At 73.1% G+C, this 16,002-nt stretch carries 12 protein-coding genes; 8 read left to right on the forward strand and 4 right to left on the reverse strand.

Going from position 1 to position 16,002, the window contains the following annotated elements; translation table 11 throughout:
* Positions 1 to 41: 41 nt before the first annotated feature.
* Positions 42 to 773: a class I SAM-dependent methyltransferase gene (locus tag BJ982_RS11545; protein ID WP_184879352.1), complete on the reverse strand. Its 732-nt coding sequence runs from the start codon at positions 771 to 773 to the stop codon at positions 42 to 44.
* A 376-nt stretch (positions 774 to 1,149) separates the two neighbouring features.
* Between BJ982_RS11545 and mfd the strand changes: the two genes are divergently transcribed.
* The 7 genes from mfd to BJ982_RS11580 all read left to right on the forward strand — a co-directional run bounded on the left by mfd (position 1,150) and on the right by BJ982_RS11580 (position 9,942).
* Positions 1,150 to 4,722, forward strand: a complete 3,573-nt coding sequence (mfd, locus tag BJ982_RS11550; RefSeq protein ID WP_184879354.1) for a transcription-repair coupling factor — start codon at positions 1,150 to 1,152, stop codon at positions 4,720 to 4,722.
* A 145-nt stretch (positions 4,723 to 4,867) separates the two neighbouring features.
* A complete protein-coding gene (locus BJ982_RS11555; RefSeq protein WP_184879356.1) occupies positions 4,868 to 5,560 on the forward strand; it encodes a SurA N-terminal domain-containing protein in 693 nt (230 codons plus the stop codon).
* Between the two features lies 1 nt (position 5,561).
* Positions 5,562 to 6,533, forward strand: a complete 972-nt coding sequence (locus tag BJ982_RS11560; protein ID WP_184879358.1) for a nucleoside triphosphate pyrophosphohydrolase — start codon at positions 5,562 to 5,564, stop codon at positions 6,531 to 6,533.
* A 145-nt stretch (positions 6,534 to 6,678) separates the two neighbouring features.
* Positions 6,679 to 7,956, forward strand: a complete 1,278-nt coding sequence (gene eno, locus BJ982_RS11565; RefSeq protein WP_184879360.1) for a phosphopyruvate hydratase — start codon at positions 6,679 to 6,681, stop codon at positions 7,954 to 7,956.
* Positions 7,957 to 8,012: 56 nt separating this feature from the next.
* Positions 8,013 to 8,429, forward strand: a complete 417-nt coding sequence (locus BJ982_RS11570) for an FtsB family cell division protein (RefSeq protein WP_184879362.1) — start codon at positions 8,013 to 8,015, stop codon at positions 8,427 to 8,429.
* Between the two features lie 53 nt (positions 8,430 to 8,482).
* Positions 8,483 to 9,022: a DUF501 domain-containing protein gene (locus tag BJ982_RS11575; RefSeq protein WP_184888697.1), complete on the forward strand. Its 540-nt coding sequence runs from the start codon at positions 8,483 to 8,485 to the stop codon at positions 9,020 to 9,022.
* Positions 9,019 to 9,942, forward strand: a complete 924-nt coding sequence (locus tag BJ982_RS11580; protein WP_184879364.1) for a Ppx/GppA phosphatase family protein — start codon at positions 9,019 to 9,021, stop codon at positions 9,940 to 9,942. The genes BJ982_RS11575 and BJ982_RS11580 overlap by 4 nt, the downstream gene beginning before the upstream one ends.
* Before the next feature lie 38 nt (positions 9,943 to 9,980).
* Here the strand turns inward: BJ982_RS11580 and BJ982_RS11585 are convergent, their stop codons facing one another.
* Together BJ982_RS11585 and BJ982_RS11590 are read right to left on the reverse strand one after the other, a co-directional pair.
* Complete coding sequence (locus BJ982_RS11585) at positions 9,981 to 11,237, reverse strand: RNA polymerase sigma factor (protein ID WP_184879366.1); 1,257 nt, start codon at positions 11,235 to 11,237, stop codon at positions 9,981 to 9,983.
* Between the two features lie 5 nt (positions 11,238 to 11,242).
* Positions 11,243 to 11,587, reverse strand: a complete 345-nt coding sequence (locus BJ982_RS11590) for a YciI family protein (RefSeq protein WP_184879370.1) — start codon at positions 11,585 to 11,587, stop codon at positions 11,243 to 11,245.
* A gap of 166 nt (positions 11,588 to 11,753) precedes the next feature.
* Here BJ982_RS11590 and BJ982_RS11595 point away from each other — a divergent pair, with 166 nt between their 5' ends.
* Positions 11,754 to 12,548: a uracil-DNA glycosylase gene (locus BJ982_RS11595; RefSeq protein ID WP_184879373.1), complete on the forward strand. Its 795-nt coding sequence runs from the start codon at positions 11,754 to 11,756 to the stop codon at positions 12,546 to 12,548.
* Positions 12,549 to 12,642: 94 nt separating this feature from the next.
* On the opposite strand, the gene BJ982_RS11600 is transcribed toward BJ982_RS11595, so the two are convergent.
* Positions 12,643 to 15,786 (reverse strand): NACHT domain-containing protein, encoded by a 3,144-nt coding sequence (locus tag BJ982_RS11600; RefSeq protein ID WP_184879376.1) that lies wholly within the window; start codon positions 15,784 to 15,786, stop codon positions 12,643 to 12,645.
* Positions 15,787 to 16,002: the final 216 nt, after the last annotated feature.

The following is a 16,002-nucleotide window of genomic DNA, read 5'->3' on the forward strand; positions in this document are numbered from 1 at the left end:
CCGGCCTCGCGCCGGCCTCGCGCCGGCGCCCGCGGCCGGGGTCAGATCAGCCGGGCGAAGTGGTTCTGAGGCTTGCGGATCACCAGCGTGATCTCGTCCCGCGTGGCGGGCAGGCGGTCGCCGGACAGGCGCGCGACCGCCTTGCACGCCACGCGGGCGAGCCGCGCGTGCGGCCCGCGTAGCGCGGGACCCGACGTGCCCGAATAGTCCTCGGCGATCATGAGCCCGCGCATCAGGCAGTAGGAATGGATGCCCTCGCGGGAGGCGACCTGCTCGTAGATCGCCGGCAGGGGGCCGACCGTGCCCTCGGGGGCGAACCGCGGCCACAGCAGCCTGCGGAACCAGCCGGGCAGGAGGCGGTCGCAGAAGCCGTACGCCGAGGCGCGGTCGCGCATGCGGATCAGCAGCAGCCCGCCGGGGCGCAGGGCGTTTACCATGCGGTCCAGCACGAGTTCGGTGTGGCGCACCCGCTCCAGCAGGAACGCCGCGTGCACGACGTCGAACGTGCGGGGCAGCAGCGGCGCGTCGCGCAGGTCGCCGAGGAAGCGGGCGTCCAGGTCGGCGCGGTGCTCCAGGGCGGCGCGCAGCACGGGGAGGTCCTCGTCGATGCCGGTGACCCGGGTCTCGACGCGCTCCAGATCGATCCGGCCGCCGCGGCCGCATCCGGCGATCAGGATGTCGAGCCTGCGGCCGAGCTGCTCGGTTCTCAGCTCGCGGATCCGGAGGCTGAACACGTCGCCTTGGGTGGCGGGCCACCATCGAACCTCTGACATGTGACTCAGGGTAGTCATTGAACCCCCTTCTGTAGTGGATTTACTTTGCGAAAGGGCGCTACGGGAAGGAGGGCGCGTCACCAGAGGGCCGCCCGTGCCCGGAAGGGACGTACACCGCGAGATCGGCCGTAGCGGGCGGACAGGTGGTTCCCGGCATGCCGGCCCCTCAAGGGAAGTAGCCTTGAGGGTGACCCCGGACGCGACGAACCGGGGTCGCGCGCGTCGTCGTATAGTGCGCAAGGCACCCGCGAGGCCCGTCCACGGGTGCCGCCTGTACCGGTGCGGTGCGCGAGGTGGGTCGCCGCGTGGGGTGTTCGAACGAGCAGGGCCCCGAGGCGAACGAGAAGCCGGACCTGACCACGTGGGGGCATTTCTTATGAGTCTTTCCGGACTGCTCGACCTTGTCATCGCCGAACCGCGCCTGGCCGGGGTCCTGGAGCGGTCCGCCCAGGACGTCGACCTGATCGCCGCCCCCGCCCTGAGGCCCTTCGTGGTGGGGGCGCTGGCCCGCGAGCGTCCCGTGCTGGCCGTCACCGCCACCGGGCGCGAGGCCGAAGACCTGGCCGCGGCGCTGACGGGTCTCGTCGGGAACGACGCCGTCGCCGTCTTCCCCGCCTGGGAGACCCTGCCGCACGAGCGCCTGTCGCCGCGCAGCGACACCGTCGGCCAGCGCCTGGCCGTGCTGCGCCGGCTCGCCCACCCCGTCGCCGGGGACACCGCCGCCGGCCCGCTGTCGGTCGTCGTGGCGCCGGTGCGCGCCGTGCTCCAGCCGCTGGTCACCGGCCTCGGCGACCTCACGCCCGTACGCCTGCGCGCCGGCGACGACGCCGACCTGGAGGAGGTCGTCGAGCGCCTGGTCGCGGGCGGCTACCACCGGGTGGACATGGTGGAGAAGCGCGGCGAGGTCGCCGTGCGCGGCGGCCTGCTGGACGTCTTCCCGCCCACCGAGGAACACCCGCTGCGCCTGGAGTTCTGGGGCGACACCGTCGAGGAGATCCGCTGGTTCAAGGTCGCCGACCAGCGTTCGCTGGAGGTCGCGCAGGACGGCCTGTTCGCCGCGCCCTGCCGCGAGCTGCTGCTCACCGACGAGGTCAGGCGGCGCGCCCGCGACCTCGGCGAGCTGCACCCGGCGCTGAAGGAGACCCTCGACCAGCTCGCCGACGGCATCCCCGTCGAGGGCATGGAGGCGTTCGCGCCCGCGCTCGTCGACGGCATGGACCTGTTGCTGGACCACCTGCCCGCCCGCGCCGCCGTCCTGGTCTGCGACCCCGAGCGCATCCGCGGCCGCGCCGTCGAGCTCGTCCACACCAGCCAGGAGTTCCTGGAGGCGTCCTGGATCAACGCCGCCGCCGGGGGCGCGGCGCCGATCGACCTCGGGGCCGCGGCGTTCCGCGGCCTCGCCGAGGTCCGCGACCACGCCCGTGAGCTCGGCCGGCCCTGGTGGACGGTCGCGCCGTTCGCGGCCACCGACCAGGCCGGCGAGGGGGGCACGTCCCTGCCCGGCGACGACGAGCTGTACGGCGCGGGCGAGGCCGTCGAGCTGGCCGCCCGCGAGGCCGAGTCCTACCGGGGCGACACCCAGCGCGCGCTCGCCGACATCAAGGGATGGCTCGGCGACGGCCGCGCCGTCGTGCTGCTGAGCGAGGGGCACGGCCCGGCCGAGCGCATCGTCGAGCTGCTCAAGGGCGTGGACGTCGCCGCCAGGCTCGTGCCCTCGCTGGACGAGCCCCCGGGCAGGGACGTCGTCCACGTCACCACCGGCCGCGTCGAGCACGGCTTCGTCACCGACACGGTCGCCGTTCTCACCCACCTGGACCTGGTCGGCCAGAAGGCGTCCACCAAGGACATGCGCCGCCTGCCCTCCCGCCGCAGGAACATGGTCGACCCCCTGCAGCTCAAGGTCGGCGACCACGTCGTGCACGCCCAGCACGGCGTGGGGCGGTACGTCGAGATGGTGCAGCGCACCGTCCAGGGCGCCACCCGCGAGTACTTGGTGATCGAGTACGCCAAGGGCGACCGGCTGTACGTCCCCACCGACCAGCTCGACGAGGTCACCCGCTACGTCGGCGGCGAGTCCCCCACGCTGAACCGCATGGGCGGAGCCGACTGGGCCAAGGCCAAGTCCCGGGCGCGCAAGGCCGTCAAGGAGATCGCCGGCGAGCTGATCCGCCTCTACAGCGCCCGCATGGCCTCGCCCGGTTACGCCTTCGCCGCCGACACCCCCTGGCAGCGCGAGATGGAGGACGCCTTCCCCTACGCCGAGACCGGCGACCAGCTCGCCGCCATCGACGAGGTCAAGCGCGACATGGAGCGCGCCGTCCCGATGGACCGCCTGATCTGCGGCGACGTCGGCTACGGCAAGACCGAGATCGCGGTGCGCGCGGCGTTCAAGGCCGTGCAGGACGGCAAGCAGGTCGCCGTGCTCGTCCCCACCACCCTGCTCGTCCAGCAGCACCTGTCGACCTTCGGCGAGCGCTTCGCGAGCTTCCCCGTCGTCGTGAAGCCGGTGTCGCGTTTCCAGTCCGACGGCGAGGTGAAGGCGACCCTGGACGGGCTCAGGGACGGCGCCGTCGACATCGTGATCGGCACGCACCGCCTGCTCAACCCCGACATCCGGTTCAAGCAGCTCGGCCTCATCATCGTCGACGAGGAGCAGCGCTTCGGCGTCGAGCACAAAGAGGCCATGAAGCACATGCGCACGCAGGTCGACGTGCTGGCCATGTCCGCGACGCCGATCCCCCGCACGCTGGAGATGGGCCTCACCGGCATCCGCGAGATGTCCACCATCCTGACGCCCCCGGAGGAGCGCCACCCGATCCTCACCTTCGTCGGGCCCTACGACGAGAAGCAGATCGCGGCGGCCGTCCGGCGCGAGCTGATGCGCGACGGCCAGGTGTTCTTCGTCCACAACCGGGTGTCCTCGATCAACCGGGTGGCCGGGCGCCTGCGCGAGCTGGTCCCCGAGGCCCGGGTCGCCGTGGCGCACGGGCAGATGAACGAGCAGCAGCTTGAGAAGATCATGGTCGGCTTCTGGGAGCGCGACTTCGACGTGCTCGTCAGCACGACGATCGTCGAGTCCGGCCTCGACATCCCCAACGCCAACACCCTCATCGTGGACCGCGCGGACAACTACGGCCTGTCCCAGCTCCACCAGCTCCGCGGGCGGGTCGGCCGGGGCCGCGAGCGCGGCTACGCCTACTTCCTGTACCCGCCGGAGGCCCCGCTCACCGAGACCGCCCACGAGCGCCTCGCGACGATCGCCCAGCACACCGAGATGGGCGCGGGCATGTACGTCGCGATGAAGGACCTGGAGATCCGCGGCGCCGGCAACATCCTCGGCGCCGAGCAGTCCGGCCACATCGCCGGCGTCGGCTTCGACCTGTACGTCCGCATGATGGCCGAGGCCGTGCAGGAGCAGAAGGCCAAGCTGTCCGGAGAGGCGGTCGCGGAGGACCACGCCGACGTCAAGGTCGAGCTGCCGGTCAACGCCCACATCCCGCACGACTACGTCACCTCCGAGCGGCTGCGGCTGGAGGCGTACAAGCGCCTGGCGGCGGTCGGCTCGCCCGAGGACATCGCCGCGGTCCGCGAGGAGCTGGTCGACCGGTACGGACGCCCGCCGCAGGAGGTGGACAACCTGCTGGAGGTCGCGCGGTTCCGCGTCCACGCCCGCAAGGCCGGGCTGACCGACGTCGCCCTGCAGGGCCAGCACATCAGGTTCGCCCCGGCGCGGCTGAAGGAGTCCCAGCAGGTCCGCCTGGACCGGCTCTACCCCAAGTCGGTGTACAAGTCGGCCGCAGAGACCCTGCTGGTGCCGCTGCCGAAGACCAAGCCCCTGGGCGGGCGTCCCCTGCGCGACCTGGAACTGCTCACCTGGTGCACCGACCTGGTGGAGGCCATGTTCCCTGCCCATGGCCTCGCTCCGCTCGGCGGCGAGGGGCGCTCTTGAGGCGGCGGTCTTCGTCGTCGTCCGGGTTCGTTCCTCACCCTCCCTCCTCCTCAGACCACCGCCGCGCCCCTCGCGCGCAGAGTCCATGACGAGACGGCCGCCAGGTTTGAGTAGAGTAGGCCCGCCTCTGTTGAAGGGACCGCTAGTGAAGTCGATACGTGTGCGCGCGCCGCAGGCCGTCGCGGCCGCCGTGCTGGCGTGCCTCGCCATGACCGCCTGCTCCTCGCCCGTCCGGGTCGGCGAGGCCGCCACCGTCGGGGGCGAGCGCATCAGCACCGGCGAGCTGAACGAGAAGATCGCCGAGTTCCAGGCGGCGCTGAAGAAGTCGAACGTCGACGAGTCGCAGCTCCAGATCCCGTCGATCCCGCGCGCGATCCTGCTCCAGCTCATCGCGACCCGCCAGTTCGACGGGTTCGCCCGGCGGAACAACATCACCGTCAGCGACGGCGACATCGACAAGCTGATCTCCGAGCAGGGCGGCTCCCAGCAGCTCGGCATGGCCGCGCTCGGCAAGGGCGTCGCCCCGTCGATGGCCCGCGCGTGGGTCCGCGGCGGCGTCATCTACCAGAAGGCGCTGGAGCGCTTCGGCGCCAACCTGACCGACCAGGCGTCGGTGCAGGCCGCCCAGATCAAGCTCGTCGAGCAGCTTGAGGCGGTTCCGGTCAAGGTCTCGCCGCGCTACGGCACCTGGGACAACCGGCAGGGCGGCATGGTCGACGAGGCCCGGTTCGGCAAGCCCGTCCCGAGCCCGAGCGCTCAGCTCCAGCAGGACCCCTCCCAGGGTGGCGAGCTCCAGCAGGACCCGGCCCAGCAGCAGGATCCCGCCGCCGGCCAGTGACATGACCCTCGTCGTCGTCACGACCTCGCCCCGGGTGGCGCCGGGGCTGCTGAGCGGGCGCGCGTGGGCGGCCCTCGGCTCCGGCCGGGTGCTCACCGGCTCCGCCGGCCACCCGCTGCTGCCCTACCTCGCAGAAGAGGACATCCCCGTCGAGGTCGTGACGCCCGACCCGGTGGCGCTGGCCCGCGAGAGCGTCGGCGAGACCATCGTGTGGGTCGCCGCCCAGGACGGCGACGAGCCGTTCATGCGCGCCGTCGGCCGTGCCGCGCTCGACCTGCCGGAGCCTCCGGTCATCGAGCTGATCCCCGGCTCCTACGACCTGCCGGGCGCCCGCTTCCTCGACCTGGTCACCGTCATGGACCGCCTGCGGCGCACCTGCCCGTGGGACGCCGAGCAGACCCACGAGTCGCTGGTGCCGTACCTGCTGGAGGAGTCCTACGAGGTCCTGGAGACGATCGAGGAGGGCGACCACGCCTCCCTGCGCGAGGAGCTCGGCGACCTGATCTTCCAGGTCGTCTTCCACTCCCGGGTCGCCCAGGAGCGCGAGGAGGCCGACGGCGGGTTCGACGTGGACGACGTCGTGCAGGGCGTCGTCGACAAGCTGGTCCGCCGCCACCCGCACGTGTTCGCGGGCGTCGAGGTGAGCGGCGCCGACGAGGTCAACGCCAACTGGGACGCGATCAAGGCCGCCGAGCGCGCCGCCAAGGGCCGCGCGTCGCTGCTGGACGGCGTCCCGATGGGCCAGCCCGCGCTGTCCCTGGCGCACGGCCTGCAGAGCCGCGCCGAACGCGCCGGCGCCCCCGAGAGCCTGTCGCGCGCCGTCGGCCAGGGCATCGGCCGCGAGCTGTTCGACCTGGTGCGCCGGGCCCGCGCGGCGGGCCTGGACCCGGAGGCCGAGCTGCGCGCCGCCGCCCGCGACTACCGCGACCGGGTGCGAGCCTGGGAGCGTTCGCGCGAGGCCCCGGGGAGCTGAGCCGCCGGGCGGGAGGGCGCGGCGTGCCGGCGAGCGGGGCCCGATAGGCTCGGGAGGCAAACCGTCCGCAAGCCGCGCCGCGCACGACGCCGCGGTGCCGGGTTCCGGGGGGTCCACCCCGGGCTGACAGACCTAGGAGCGCTTGGTGGCTGCCATCGAGGCCATTACCGCCCGCGAGATCCTCGACTCCCGGGGCAACCCGACGGTCGAGGTCGAGATCCTGCTCGACGACTACAGCACCGGCCGCGCGGCGGTCCCGAGCGGTGCCTCCACCGGCCAGTTCGAGGCCGCGGAGCTGCGGGACGGCGACGAACGGTACAACGGCAAGGGCGTCGAGAAGGCCGTGCTGAACGTCACCGACGAGATCGCCGAAGAGCTCGTCGGCTACGACGCCGAGGAGCAGCGCCTGGTCGACCAGGCCATGATCGACCTGGACGGCACGCCGAACAAGAGCCGCCTCGGCGCCAACGCCATCCTCGGCGTCTCCCTCGCCCTGGCCAAGGCCGCCGCCGACAGCGCCGACCTGCCCCTGTTCCGCTACGTCGGCGGCCCGAACGCGCACGTGCTGCCGGTGCCGATGATGAACATCCTGAACGGCGGCGCCCACGCCGACAGCAACGTCGACATCCAGGAGTTCATGATCGCGCCGATCGGCGCGGCCACGTTCACCGAGGCCGTGCGCGTCGGCGCCGAGACCTACCACGCGCTCAAGAGCGTGCTCAAGCAGAAGGGCTACTCCACCGGCCTCGGCGACGAGGGCGGCTTCGCTCCCAACCTGCCGAGCAACCGCGACGCCCTGGACCTGATCCTCGTCGCCATCGAGAAGGCCGGGTACACCCCGGGCGAGGACGTCGCCCTGGCCCTGGACGTGGCCGCCACCGAGTTCCACTCCGGCGGCGTCTACACCCTCGACGGCAAGGGCCACGGCTCCCAGGAGCTGATCGCCTTCTACGAGGACCTGGTCCGCTCCTACCCGCTGGTCTCCATCGAGGACCCGCTGGACGAGGAGGACTGGGAGGGCTGGAAGGCCATCACCTCCGCCCTGGGGAGCAAGGTGCAGCTCGTCGGCGACGACCTGTTCGTCACCAACCCCGAGCGGCTGGAGCGGGGCATCCGCGAGGGCGCGGCCAACGCCCTGCTGGTCAAGGTCAACCAGATCGGCACCCTGTCGGAGACCCTCGACGCCGTCGACCTGGCCCACCGCAACGGCTACCGGTGCATGATGAGCCACCGTTCCGGCGAGACCGAGGACACCACCATCGCCGACCTCGCCGTCGCCACCAACTGCGGCCAGATCAAGACCGGCGCCCCCGCGCGCTCGGACCGCGTCGCCAAGTACAACCAGCTCCTGCGCATCGAGGAACTCCTCGACGACGTCGCCCGCTACGCGGGTCGCGCCGCCTTCCCGCGCTTCCAGAGCTAGTTTTTCCGTATGGCTTGCCCGTATTCGCGGGCAAGCCATACGGACCTGGGAGGAGCATGAAAAAGAGACCGCAGCTCACCGGCAGGGCGGCGATTCTCGCGGTCGTGGTGTGCGCGATCGCGATGAGCCTCGCCTATCCTGTGCGGGAGTTCGTCGCACAGCGGCGCCTGATCGCCCAGCTCGAACACCAGCAGGCCCAGGCGCTGAAGGACCTTCAGGAGCTCGGCGAGCGCGGCAGGCAGCTCTCCGACCGCGAGTACCTCGCGCGGCTGGCCAAGAGCAGGCTGCACTTCTGCGAGGCCGGCGAGAAGTGCATCGTCGTGCGGGACACCTCCAAGAAGGCGGCGCGCCCCCAGGCGGGCGCGACCCCGTCGCCCAGCCCTCCCTGGTACCAGACGCTGTGGGAGTCGGTCGAGGCCGCCGACCGGGGCACCGGCCGCCGCGCCGAGCCGGCCCGCACCCCGGCGCCGTGACGGCGGGTACGGGGCGCGCGGACATCGAGCCGACAGGCAGGGAGTGGACGACGATGGTGGATCCGGCCGACCTGGCCGTGGTGGAACAGCAGCTCGGCAGGCCGCCGAGGGGAGTGCGCGCCGTGGCGCACCGCTGCCCGTGCGGGCTGCCGGACGTCGTCGAGACCACGCCCCGGCTGGCCGACGGCTCGCCGTTCCCCACGCTCTTCTACCTCACCTGCCCGAAGGCGGCATCGGCGATCGGCACGCTGGAGTCGTCCGGGGTGATGAAGCGCATGCAGGCCCGCCTCGCGGACGACCCCGCCCTGGCCGCCGCCTACGCCCGCGCCCACGAGGGCTACGTCGAGGCGCGGGACAAGGCGGCCACCGAGGACGGCGTCGAGCCGCTGCCGCGCGGCATGCAGAGCGCGGGCGGCATGCCGGACCGTGTCAAGTGCCTGCACGCGCTCGTCGGCCACGAGCTGGCCGTGCCCGGCGCGAACCCCTTCGGCCGCGAGGCCCTCGACGCGCTGCCCGCGTGGTGGTGCGACGGCCCCTGCGTGGCCGCGGAAGAATCACAGCCTCACCCCGAACCCCCTCAGGAGGACGCATGACGCGGGTCGCCGCCATCGACTGCGGGACGAACTCGGTCCGCCTCCTCATCGCCGACGTCACCGGCGGCGGGCTCACCGACGTCGAGCGCCGCCTGGAGATCGTCCGGCTCGGCCAGGGCGTCGACAGGACCGGCAGGCTCGCCCCCGAGGCCCTGGAGCGCACCTTCGGCGCCATGCGCGGCTACGCCAAGCTGATCAAGGAGCACGGCGCCTCGCCGGTGCGCGTGGTCGCCACGAGCGCCACCCGGGACGCCGCCAACCGCGCCGACTTCGTCACGGGCGTCCGCGAGATCTTCGGCGTCGAGCCCGAGGTCGTCACCGGCGCGGAGGAGGCCCGCCTGTCCTTCGTCGGCGCGACCGCCGGGCTGAGCGGCGTCGAGCCGCCCGTGCTGGTCTTCGACATCGGCGGCGGCTCCACCGAGTTCGTCCTCGGCTCCGAGACCGTCGAGAACGTGCTCTCGGTGGACATCGGCTGCGTGCGCCTCACCGAACGCCACCTGGCCTCCGGCGTCACCCCGCAGGCCGTCGCGGCGGCGGGCGCCGACATCGACGCCGCCCTCGACCGGGTCGCGGCCGAGGTGCCGGTGGAGCGGGCGCGCACCGTCATCGGCCTGGCCGGCACGGTCACCACCATCGCCGGCATCGCCCTGGACGCCCCCGCCTACGACCCCGAGCGCAACCACGGCGCCCGTATCGAGGCGGCGCGCGTCCACGAGATCTCCCGGCGGCTGCTCGCCATGAGCCACGACGAGCGCGCCGCGATCCCGGTCATGCACCCCGGGCGCGTCGACGTGATCGGCGCCGGCGGGCTGATCCTCGACCGCATCCTCGCCCGCTTCGGCTTCCCCGAGGTCCTCGTCAGCGAGCACGACATCCTCGACGGCCTGGCGTACTCCCTGGACGAGTCCTCGTCGGGCTGATCGCGCCGGGCCGCACGGCTCCTGCGCGCCGGCGGCCCTCAGGAGCCCTCCGCCTCCCGCAGGCGGCGGCGCAGGTGGGCGCGGTCCGGCTCGGTTCCGGCCAGCTTCAGGGCCTCCCGGTAGGCCGCCGCCGCCTCGGCGGACCGGCCGAGCCGGCACAGCAGGTCCGCCCGCGCGGCCTGGTAGGGATGGTGGCCGCGCAGCCGCGGGTCCTCCGCCAGGCCGTCGAGCAGGGCCAGCCCCGCCTCCGGCCCGTCGCGCATGGCCACCGCCACCGCACGGTTCATCGCGACGACCGGCGACGGCGCGATGGCGAGCAGCACGTCGTAGAGCGCCACGACCTGCGGCCAGTCGGTGGCCGCGACGCCGGGGGCCTCGTCGTGCAGGGCGGCGATCGCGGCCTGGACCCCGTACAGGCCGGGTGGTCCGCCCGTCAGCGCGACGACCACCAGCTCGCGCCCCTCCTCGATCATCGGACCGTCCCACAGGCGGCGGTCCTGGTCGTCGAGCAGCACGACCCCGCCGTCCGGGCCGGTCCTGGCCGCGCGGCGCGCGTAGGTCAGCAGCATCAGCGCGAGCAGGCCCGTCACCTCCCGCTCGGCGGGTAGCAGGCGGCGCAGGATCCGTGCCAGCCGGATGGCCTCCTCGGCGAGGTCCGGACGTTGCAGGTCGGGGCCCGCGCTGGCCGCGTACCCCTCGGTGAAGATCGAATAGAGCACCTGGAGCACACCCGGCAGCCGCCCGGGCAGCTCGTCCGCGCCCGGCACCCGGAACGGGACGCGCGCCTCACGGATCTTGTTCTTGGCCCGCACGATCCGCTTGGCCATCGTCGCCGGGGGGACCAGGAACGCCCGCGCCACCTCCGGCGTCGCCAGCCCGGCCAGGCAGCGCAGGGTCAGCGCCGCGCGGTCCTCGGCGGGCAGCGCCGGGTGGGCGCAGGTGAAGAACAGCAGCAACCGCTCGTCCGGCAGGTCCCCGCCGGCGTCCGCGGGCGCCGCCGGGCCCGCGCGGTCCGCCTCGACCTGAAGGACGGCGAGCCGCGCCGCGTAGACCTGGTCGCGCCGCAGCCGGTCGACGGCCCGGCGCCGCGCCGTGGTCATCAGCCACGCCCCCGGCTTGGGCGGCACGCCGTCGACCGGCCAGCGCACCAGGGCCGCCTCGATCGCCTCGGAGGCGACCTCCTCGGCCAGGTCCAGGTCGCCGAAGCGGCGGACGAGCGCCGCCAGCAGCCGGCCGCGCTCCTCGCGGAACATCGCCTCCACCGAGGCCGCGGCGCCGGCGGCCCGCTCGTCCATCGCGGTCAGACCTCGAACTCGGCGACCGGGCGCACCACGACCGACCCGCCGTCCCGCGAGCCGGGGCAGCGCGCCGCCCATTCGAGCGCGGCGTCCAGGTCGGGCACGTCGATCACGTCGTAGCCGCCGAGGACCTCGCGGGTCTCGGCGAACGGCCCGTCGGTGGTGATCGTCGGCTCGCCGCCGGGGCCGACCCGCACCGTGGTGGCGGTGGTCAGGTCCTTCAGCGAGTGCCCGGACACCAGGACCCCCGCGTCCCGCAGCGCCTTGTCGTAGGCCACCCACTCCTCGTAGTCGCACCGGTCCGCCGCGTCGGCCGCGCCGGCGTAGATCAGCAGCATGTACTTCATGGTCGGGCTCCTTGTCCTGTTCTCACGGCGGGGTCGCCGTACGGAACTACTACGAACGGGACGCGGGCTCATGGACACGGCCCCGGAGACGTCTTCCCAAATTACGGTCCCCGGCGGAGCCGCGGGAACGTCCCTGGCATCGCCGCGGAGCTGGCACGATCGAGGTATGAGTCACGTTCCCCCAGGTAGTGGATGGCCGGAGGACCCCGCGGAGCCGGGCACGCCGGTGGCGTCGAGCCCGGAGGAGGTGCGGGCGCTCGCGCGGGCGAGCCGCGACCTCGGGGAGCTCACCGCCCGCGAGTCCGTGTGCCGCGCCTGCCCGAGGCTGGTGGAATGGCGCGAGGAGGTCGCGCGGGTCAAGCGGCGCGCGTTCATGGACGAGACGTACTGGGGCAGGCCGATCGCGGGCTGGGGCGAGGAGAAGCCGCGCGTGCTGATCGTCGGGCTGGCCCCGGCCGCGCACGGCGGCAACCGCACCGGGCGCATCTTCACCGGGGACCGCAGCGGCGACTGGCTGTTCGCCTCGCTCCACCGCACCGGGCTCGCGGCGCGGCCGACCAGCACGCACGCGGGGGACGGGCAGCGGCTGATCGGCGCGCGCATGGTCGCCGCGGTCCGCTGCGCCCCGCCCGCCAACAAGCCTGCCGTCGAGGAGCGCGCCACCTGCTTCCCCTGGCTGGCCCGCGAGCTCGAAATGGTCGCCGAGCCGCTGCGCGTGATCGTCGCGCTCGGCGGGTACGCCTGGCAGGCCGTCTGGCCCGCCCTGAAGGAGGCCGGCTACACGCTGCCGCGCGCCAGGCCGCCGTTCGGACACGGCCGCGAGGCGGAGATCGCCTACGCGGGGACGCCGATCCACCTGCTGGGCTGTTACCACCCCAGCCAGCAGAACACCTTCACCGGCCGCGTCACCGAACAGATGCTGGACGACGTCTTCACCCGCGCCGTCGAGCTGAGCGACTGACCCACCCCGGGCGAGGCCGCCGGGCCCCGTTCCCGAACGGGGCCCGGGTCGCCTCGGGACGAGGGCCCGGACCGCCTCGGGACGATGCGGGGGTTCACATGCGGACGAGCACGATCGCCTCGTTCGGCGGAGGCTCTCCCTCCGCCCGCCGCTGCATCGCCGTCACCGCGGCCGCGATCTCGCGGTACGTCGTCGCGATGTCCCTGCCCCCGGGCACCCGGCCGAACCTGCTCGCGAGCGCCAGCGCTCCGAGGCGCACGCAGGCGGCGAAATCCGTGCCGAACGGTTCGCGCCCGTCGAGGACGGCTTCTCCGAGGCACATGAGGTCCGTGGCCAGTTCCTGTACGTGGCGCAGCTTCCGGTCCTCCAGGGTCGCGGCCGAGATCGACCGCACGGCCGCGTAGCTCTCGCCGAGCGCCGCGACGAGGGCGTCCAATGTGGCGGGGCCGGGCGAGTAGGGCATGCGTGCGAAGCCGGCCCCCATGAGCCATTCGAGGATGACGGTCAGGGACACGTCGCGAGTGCGCCGTCCGGGCCATGGGGGGTCGGGCCGGTGCCCCAGCAGGATCGCCATGCTCCGCAGCAGGCAGTGCTTGCGCAGCCGGCCGGCGGCTCTGTCGAGGGGGTGCCGGTGGTGGACGGACGTCTTCTTCCCGTCCTGGAGAGCGCGGGAGAGGGCGTGGTCGAGCGTGAGGTTCAGCTTCCTGGTGGAGCTGAGCGGACGGTCCAGGGTGAGCGCCAGCGCGGTGTCCATGTCCAGGTGGGGCGACTCGTGGACGAGCTGCAGGTATTCCTTCACGACGCTCTCGATGCGGCCCGTGACGGGGGTGTCCTGTCCGGCGGACTTGTTCCGCCCGGGTCGGCGGCGCGGGCCGGCGTGGTCGACGGCCAGGTGCGTCACCACGAACGCCGCGCTCGCGATCGTGGGGTCGCGCCAGTCCTCGGCCACATGGTGAAGGATCATGTCGCGGGTCGCCAGGAACGGGGCCGGCGCCCCGGGCGGCACCCAGGGCGCCGGGCGGCGGCCATGGGCCGTCTCCTGGTGGATCCCGGCGTACCAGACGCCGCGCGTGCCGGTGTCGAGGACCAGGCGGAACGCGGGATCCTCGACTTCCTTCCTGGTCGGCAGCCGGTACACCCGGTCGTCACTGACGAGGTCGTTCACCCATGCCACGAAACCGGCCACGTCGTCCGGCCACAGAGCGCCGGTGACGTCGCCGGCCTCCTTCTCCTCCCAGGCGTCGGGGGCGGTTCGAACTCCGCCTCCGGTGGGCGACACGAAGAAGATGTCACGGGCATGGTGCTCATGTACTCGGCCGTCATCGGATGGGGGGCGGCGTGCCCAGGGCCGTACCCGTGAGGCGGGGGAGGCCAGGTACAGGCGATAGATCGACGGGGTGACCGGGCGCGTGCAGACCCAGGTGTACTCGCCGAGCCGTACCGCGTCGCGCAGGTGCCGTGTCACGGCGATGGCGTTGAACAGGCGGGTCCGCAGGATGTTGGGGGAGTCGGTGTCCAGCGAGCGCAGGAGCAGCTTGTCGAGTTCCTGGCGGGTGGCGGGGGAGATCGAGCGGCCCTCCTCCGCGCAGTCGAAGGCGAGGGCGAGCGCGGGCACGTTCCCGAGGGCCAGGCAGGCGTCCACGATGGCCGTGCAGTCGGCGCGCGCGGCGTACAGCAGGGTCGTCTCGCGCCACCAGGGCTCGTCCACCGCGGCGATGAGGATCTGCTGGATGCGGGGATGGTCGTGGATGTACGCCGCGGCGAGGTACTCCTGGAAGGTCTGGTGGGAGAAGGCGTAGAGGCCGGCCTCGTGCTCGTGCAGCAGGCCGCCGTTGCGCACGTCGGCCAGGAAGTCCGGGGGCTGGACGGCGTCCCCGGCGACCCGGCGCAGGGCGGGTCCCACCACCGCCGCCGCCTCGGCCTCCAGCAGGTCCCGGACGTTGCGCTCCATCATCGTGAAGGCCAGCTCGCGCAGCACCTGCTCCTTGCGGTCCCCGCGCAGCGTCTCCTGCTGCGCCGCCCGGCCCTTGGCCTCGGCGCGGCGCCAGAGCAGCACCTGGCAGATCTCGGCGTAGAGCTCGGCCCGCGAGCCGGGCAGCGCGCCCCGGTGCCGGTGCACGTTGGCGATCATCGTGAGCAGCAGTGGGTTGGCGGCGAGGTCGTAGAGCTGCGGGCTCTCCCTGAGCTTGTCCAGCAGGGCGTCGGCCTGGCGGGCGGCCAGGCGTTCGACGTCGGCGTCGGGCTCCCCGCCGGTGGCGAGGCGTTCCTCGGCCAGGTACCAGCCGCGGACGAACTCGGCGATCTGCTCACCGGTGAAGCGGCGCACCTGCAGCGTAGTCGCGCTGTTCAGGGGATAGGCGTGGTAGCCGTGCGGGCGCGAGGTGATGATGAAGTCGTTGGCCGGGTACTGGGCGATCTGCCGCTCGACCCAGTCGACGACGTTCTCGCGGTCCTGCTCGCGGGCGACCTCGTCCAGGCCGTCCAGCATCACCGTGCAGCGCCCGGCGGCGAGCTGCCGGTCGAACCATCCGGGGGGCTCCTGCCCGCGTAATCGGTCCAGCCGGGAGGCGATCAGGGCGGGCAGCCCGATCGACGGGTCCGCGTCGATCGCGGCGGCGTGGTCGCGCAGGTAGAGCAGGACGGGCAGGTCGCGGCGCCGGGCGCGTTCCCCGCCCAGGCTGAGCGCGACGTGCCGGAGCAGGGTGGTCTTGCCGGTGCCCGGCGGTCCGATGACGGCGAGGACCACGGACGCCTCGCCGCCGAGGAAGCTCCACAGCGAGCGGCGCTCGACGTACATCTCGGTGCGGCCGGCCAGCGGCGCGCGGGCGGTCTCGTGCGGAACCTGCGGCTCCAGGCTCACGTCGACGTAGATCTTCGCCAGCTCCGGGGTGCGGTCGCTGCGGGTCGCCAGCCCTTTCTGGTCGACGAAACGGACGGCCCCGCGCACCTGGTCGCGGTAGGCGCGCTCGAAGCGGGCGGAGGTGCGGCGCAGGACGGCGTCCACGCCGTCGGCGGCGGCCTTGGCCCAGCGGTCCTGCAGGTCGCCGAAGACCTTGCCGGCGAATCCGACCGCCGCGAGCAGCAGCTCGTACCCGACGAAGGCCGCGAGTGCGAGCCAGGGCTGCCGTTGCACGTCGGGCCAGAGTTTCGCCGCCATGAGAGGGGGTGGGACGACCGCGAGGGTCAGCAGCGCGACGCGTCCGACGAGGGAGGCGGAACTCGAACCAGGGGGAGTCACACGAGCCTCTCAGTGGCGACATGTATTCAGATGGTTACATCCGTATTATCCAGAGCCGCCGGGCGCGGGGCCGGGGTTCCGCGCGGTTCGGTCCGGCCGGCATGGGTCACGAGGGGTGGTGTGGCCGGTCCGCAGGGGAGTGAAGTCGGTCACGTGGGAGAAGAAATGCGGATCTTCCCCGGGAAGGACGGCCCAGGCTGCACGTAGTAAGAAAAA

The sequence above is a fragment of the Sphaerisporangium siamense genome, assembly GCF_014205275.1.
Classification (GTDB): domain Bacteria; phylum Actinomycetota; class Actinomycetes; order Streptosporangiales; family Streptosporangiaceae; genus Sphaerisporangium; species Sphaerisporangium siamense.

Bases quoted from the DNA above. Each gene is read 5' to 3' on its own strand.
- BJ982_RS11545 (WP_184879352.1), bottom strand. From the start codon at position 773: ATGTCAGAGGTTCGATGGTGGCCCGCCACCCAAGGCGACGTGTTCAGC.
- mfd (WP_184879354.1), top strand. From the start codon at position 1,150: ATGAGTCTTTCCGGACTGCTCGACCTTGTCATCGCCGAACCGCGCCTG.
- BJ982_RS11560 (WP_184879358.1), top strand. From the start codon at position 5,562: ATGACCCTCGTCGTCGTCACGACCTCGCCCCGGGTGGCGCCGGGGCTG.
- BJ982_RS11570 (WP_184879362.1), top strand. From the start codon at position 8,013: ATGAAAAAGAGACCGCAGCTCACCGGCAGGGCGGCGATTCTCGCGGTC.
- BJ982_RS11575 (WP_184888697.1), top strand. From the start codon at position 8,483: ATGGTGGATCCGGCCGACCTGGCCGTGGTGGAACAGCAGCTCGGCAGG.
- BJ982_RS11580 (WP_184879364.1), top strand. From the start codon at position 9,019: ATGACGCGGGTCGCCGCCATCGACTGCGGGACGAACTCGGTCCGCCTC.
- BJ982_RS11585 (WP_184879366.1), bottom strand. From the start codon at position 11,237: ATGGACGAGCGGGCCGCCGGCGCCGCGGCCTCGGTGGAGGCGATGTTC.
- BJ982_RS11590 (WP_184879370.1), bottom strand. From the start codon at position 11,587: ATGAAGTACATGCTGCTGATCTACGCCGGCGCGGCCGACGCGGCGGAC.
- BJ982_RS11595 (WP_184879373.1), top strand. From the start codon at position 11,754: ATGAGTCACGTTCCCCCAGGTAGTGGATGGCCGGAGGACCCCGCGGAG.